Source organism: Oleiphilus sp. HI0080 (assembly GCF_001635135.1).
This window is the reverse complement of record NZ_LWFU01000572.1, coordinates 1-3,593: the sequence shown is the minus strand read 5'-3', so window position 1 is coordinate 3,593 and position 3,593 is coordinate 1. Positions and strand designations below refer to the sequence as shown.

General features: G+C 47.1%; 4 protein-coding genes. 1 reads left to right on the top strand and 3 read right to left on the bottom strand.

The window, feature by feature from the left end:
* The coding region (locus tag A3751_RS12635) for a hypothetical protein (protein WP_068456554.1) at positions 1–671 on the bottom strand (671 nt) is incomplete at its 3' end.
* Between the two features lie 511 nt (positions 672–1,182).
* Here A3751_RS12635 and A3751_RS12630 point away from each other — a divergent pair.
* The gene (locus A3751_RS12630) at positions 1,183–2,382 is read left to right on the top strand and encodes a methyltransferase (protein ID WP_068456552.1); all 1,200 of its coding nucleotides are present in this window, start codon (positions 1,183–1,185) and stop codon (positions 2,380–2,382) included.
* Between the two features lie 48 nt (positions 2,383–2,430).
* On the opposite strand, the gene A3751_RS12625 is transcribed toward A3751_RS12630, so the two are convergent.
* The gene (locus A3751_RS12625) at positions 2,431–3,282 is read right to left on the bottom strand and encodes an ABC transporter substrate-binding protein (RefSeq protein WP_068456549.1); all 852 of its coding nucleotides are present in this window, start codon (positions 3,280–3,282) and stop codon (positions 2,431–2,433) included.
* Positions 3,279–3,593: transporter substrate-binding domain-containing protein (locus A3751_RS12620; protein WP_156492419.1), on the bottom strand; the 315-nt coding region annotated here is incomplete at its 5' end. The genes A3751_RS12625 and A3751_RS12620, both read right to left, overlap by 4 nt.

Genomic DNA, 3,593 nt, shown 5'->3' with positions numbered 1-3,593 from the left:
TAAACGAGCCCCATCAGCCCCAGCCCAAGCAAAAACAAGCCGCTCGGTTCCGGCACTTCAGAGGTCGGAATCTCTCGAACCAGCGCAACGCCAATTCTTTCGTTACCATTCGCAATGCCGGTATATTGGTTAAAATCCAACGTCGCTCTTTCAGGCCGACCAATTAACTCGTCGTCTCGGCCAAAAGTAAACTCCGAGCTAATGGTAAGAGAATTATAGAGGCTAGCGCCTCCGCTCGACGCCGAACCGAACTTCACAATCGACGTTGAGTAATCGTTAAGCGACAGAGTCTCTCCACTAGCCACGTTTATGCTGTTCTCGTATTCTGTCCAGCCAAACGTCTTTCCTAACTCTAAGACAGGATCCTCGCCATCACCAAATTCTCCTACGAAGCTTTGCCTAGAAGCTTGATCCTCAGGCAACACAATTGGGGCAAAAAAATCACTAAATAACTTGGCCATTTCGGCGTTCGAAGCAAGTCTCCAGCCGTCACCCTGATAGGTGCTTATTGCTGAGTTCACTGACAAGCTGCTCGTCTCAGTCCAACGAAGCCACTGTTTTCCGCTCGAATCATCAGTCACTATGCTGCTTGTAGGATCAAGTACATAAGCATTTGATACTGCTGGAACAGCAACCATTAACATTACAATAAAGGTTTTAAATAACTTCACGCTCAACCCCTGCCAACATAAACATGTAGAAAGTTGTCGCAAACTTTTTAGTTCGCGCTCTTCACCAATGTCGTTTTTTATAGTCGAGATAAGCGATAGATCAACTTTTAAGCCTGCTTAAAATGTAACCAGATCGACCACTCTCGGAGAACACCTTTCTCGATAAAAACACCCATGATAGTGGCGTCGTCAACACCCGCTCTGCATCGCTGAAAAAGACTATGTGCTTAACAATCCATTTCGTTTACCACCCACGCAAAACGAGAGCGTTCATATTCAATACGGGCGAATACGCAAACCGATTTCACCAATGCTGAAAAAGAAAGGCATCATCACGCACATTTCGTTTTTTGCTCTCGGTTTTAAATATAGCGACTTAAACGATCCAATCGATGAGAGACCACGCATGCGCTCCCATCACCATTGTTTTTAGTATCTTTTATCATTCAAACTTTATGTTGCGGCTTTTTTCTTGCTAAATTGAAAGACCTCTAACCCCTTTGATGCACCAATGAGAACGAGCAAGCTTGGCACGGCGTTTAATCAACTTGATCACGTGATATCAGAGCACGCAGCGCTGTGGCAAGAAAAGCCGTTTGTCAGTAAGCAGCTAGCTTGGTTCAAATATCAACCCGCCCTCAAACACGATCTATTAAGCTTGGACGACCAAACGGCGCATGCGCTGCATCGCGACCCTGTTGCTCGTATAGACTGGTTCAGGCAACGAATGCCAGAGTTATGCGACGCTCTGTACAACTATTCTCCAGAGCCAATTCAAGCCCACACAGACTTATCGATAGGCCCTTTTGACCAAGTTGGAATTCCTGGCCGAAAATGGCTGCAGGTGCTGGCTTTTGCAAAAAGCCTAAACAAAATAAACACGCCCATTATTGATTGGTGCTCGGGAAAAGGACATTTAAGCCGAGTTGTTCAACGCAGTATGAAGCAACCCGTTCATTGCCTTGAGTGGGACCAGAAGCTCGTTGATCTGGGAAGCAAACTGGCAAAGCGAGACCGACTCGAGATCTATTACCACCACCAAAATGTGTTGGCACCTTTGCCAGATTTTTGTGCGCACCCTGAGCACACGTTTATGGCGCTTCATGCCTGCGGCGACTTGCACATTGAGATGCTCAAGCAAGTAGCATATTACCGCTCCAAGGCGTTGATTCTCTCTCCCTGCTGCTACCAGAAAACCAAAGACCAACAATATAGGCCGCTCTCTATGGTCGGCAAAAAATCACAGATACAGCTTGATCGATCCGCGCTCCAGCTCGCGGTGCAGGAGACCGTCACAGCCAGTCAGGGCGAGCAACGGAAAAGAGAAAAAACACAGCGGTGGCGCTTGGGTTTCGACGCATTACAGCGCGATGTGCGCAAGACCGATCAATACCTCAGCATTCCTTCGATAAAAAATCATCTACTGTCAGGAAGCTTTGCCTCTTTCTGCCAATGGGCAGCAAAAGAACGACAGTTAACTCTTCCTGACGATATCGATTACGATCTGTATCTAAGGCGCGGGGAGGATCGCTATGGGGAGGTATTTCGTTTGGAGCTTCTAAGGCGACTCTTTAACCGGCCTTTAGAGTTGTGGTTGGCGCTAGATCGCGCACTTTACTTGGAAGAGCAGAACTACATGGTGACCCTGAGTACGTTTTGTGACCGCACACTAAGCCCCCGCAACCTGCTCATCCAAGCTACTCGGATTTGATGTTTATGCAAGGCAGCCGCCCGTTTGCTAACGACCAAGGCGAAAGACTCACTCTAAACTATCGCCTTGCGGATGAATCTTCTGCCAAAGAGCAAGGCCCTTCTGGAGGGCCTTTTCAGCCTGCCCACTCTCAACGATTTCTCGTAGCGCCTTGGTGAGTTTCCCTCTTAGAGCGCCCGTGTTACATGAAGAGCTGTGCGACAGCGTAAGATACAAGCCCTCTGCGCTAATTCCATCTCCGAGCACCGCAACCTTATCGCTTACTCCCCAAGTCCTACTGTAAGCTTGTGCAGGGCTATTCTCATACAACAAGTAATCGACTCGCCCAAGCACTAACATATCAAAAGCCTGACGCAGACTAGCGACACCATTCAAATCCAAACTGGCTTTCGCAAATTCATCAAATTCTTCGCCAAAGCTATTATGAATGACGGTTGCGCCAGTATGGCCAATCAAATCCTCACGCTTCTTATAATCAAAGGGTTTCTCCTTATTTACCCAGACAACACTCTTCGTGGTAAGAAACGATGGGTATACATAGTCCATATATTGTGCCCTCGGCACTGTAAAGAACGCACCTGCCAAGAGATCAAAGCGCCCATCTCGCACCTCTTTTTGCGCTCTCGACCACGGACCGGTGTACGACACATCAATCTCGGCACCAATTTTTTCGGCAATTAACTGCATGATCTCGGCATTCGCTCCAACCAGTTTCATGTTGTCTTCACTTTCTCTGAAAAGGTATGGCGGATATTCGGGGTTTCCCGTAGCACGAAGGGTTTTACACTCTCTGGTCTCTGCAAGACTAAGTGACGGAAGAGGTATCGTGACGATTAATAGGACAAGACAAAAATAACGCCGAAACCAAAGCGCGAAAAAAGACCCCATAGAAAGGCTCATAAATACTTCTCCTGAATCCGCTTCAGCTCGCCAGATTTGGTAATTGAGCTTACTTGTGCTTCTAATAAACGCACTGATTGCGCCGTTGTGTGCTTGCTGTATATGAGCCATTGAGAGACCGTTCTAAATTTAACAGGAAGCACTCTTAAAGAGGTGTAAGTTGTTTTTGTAAGATAGTTTAGACCAAGGTCGTGGTAAAAAAACAAGTCAATTTTTTCGTTATTATTCAGCGCAAGCAGCGCTTCATCGGGAGAGTGGTATTTATCACTAATGCGCAAACCGTCATGGCTTCGTAACCACCGACCCGATGA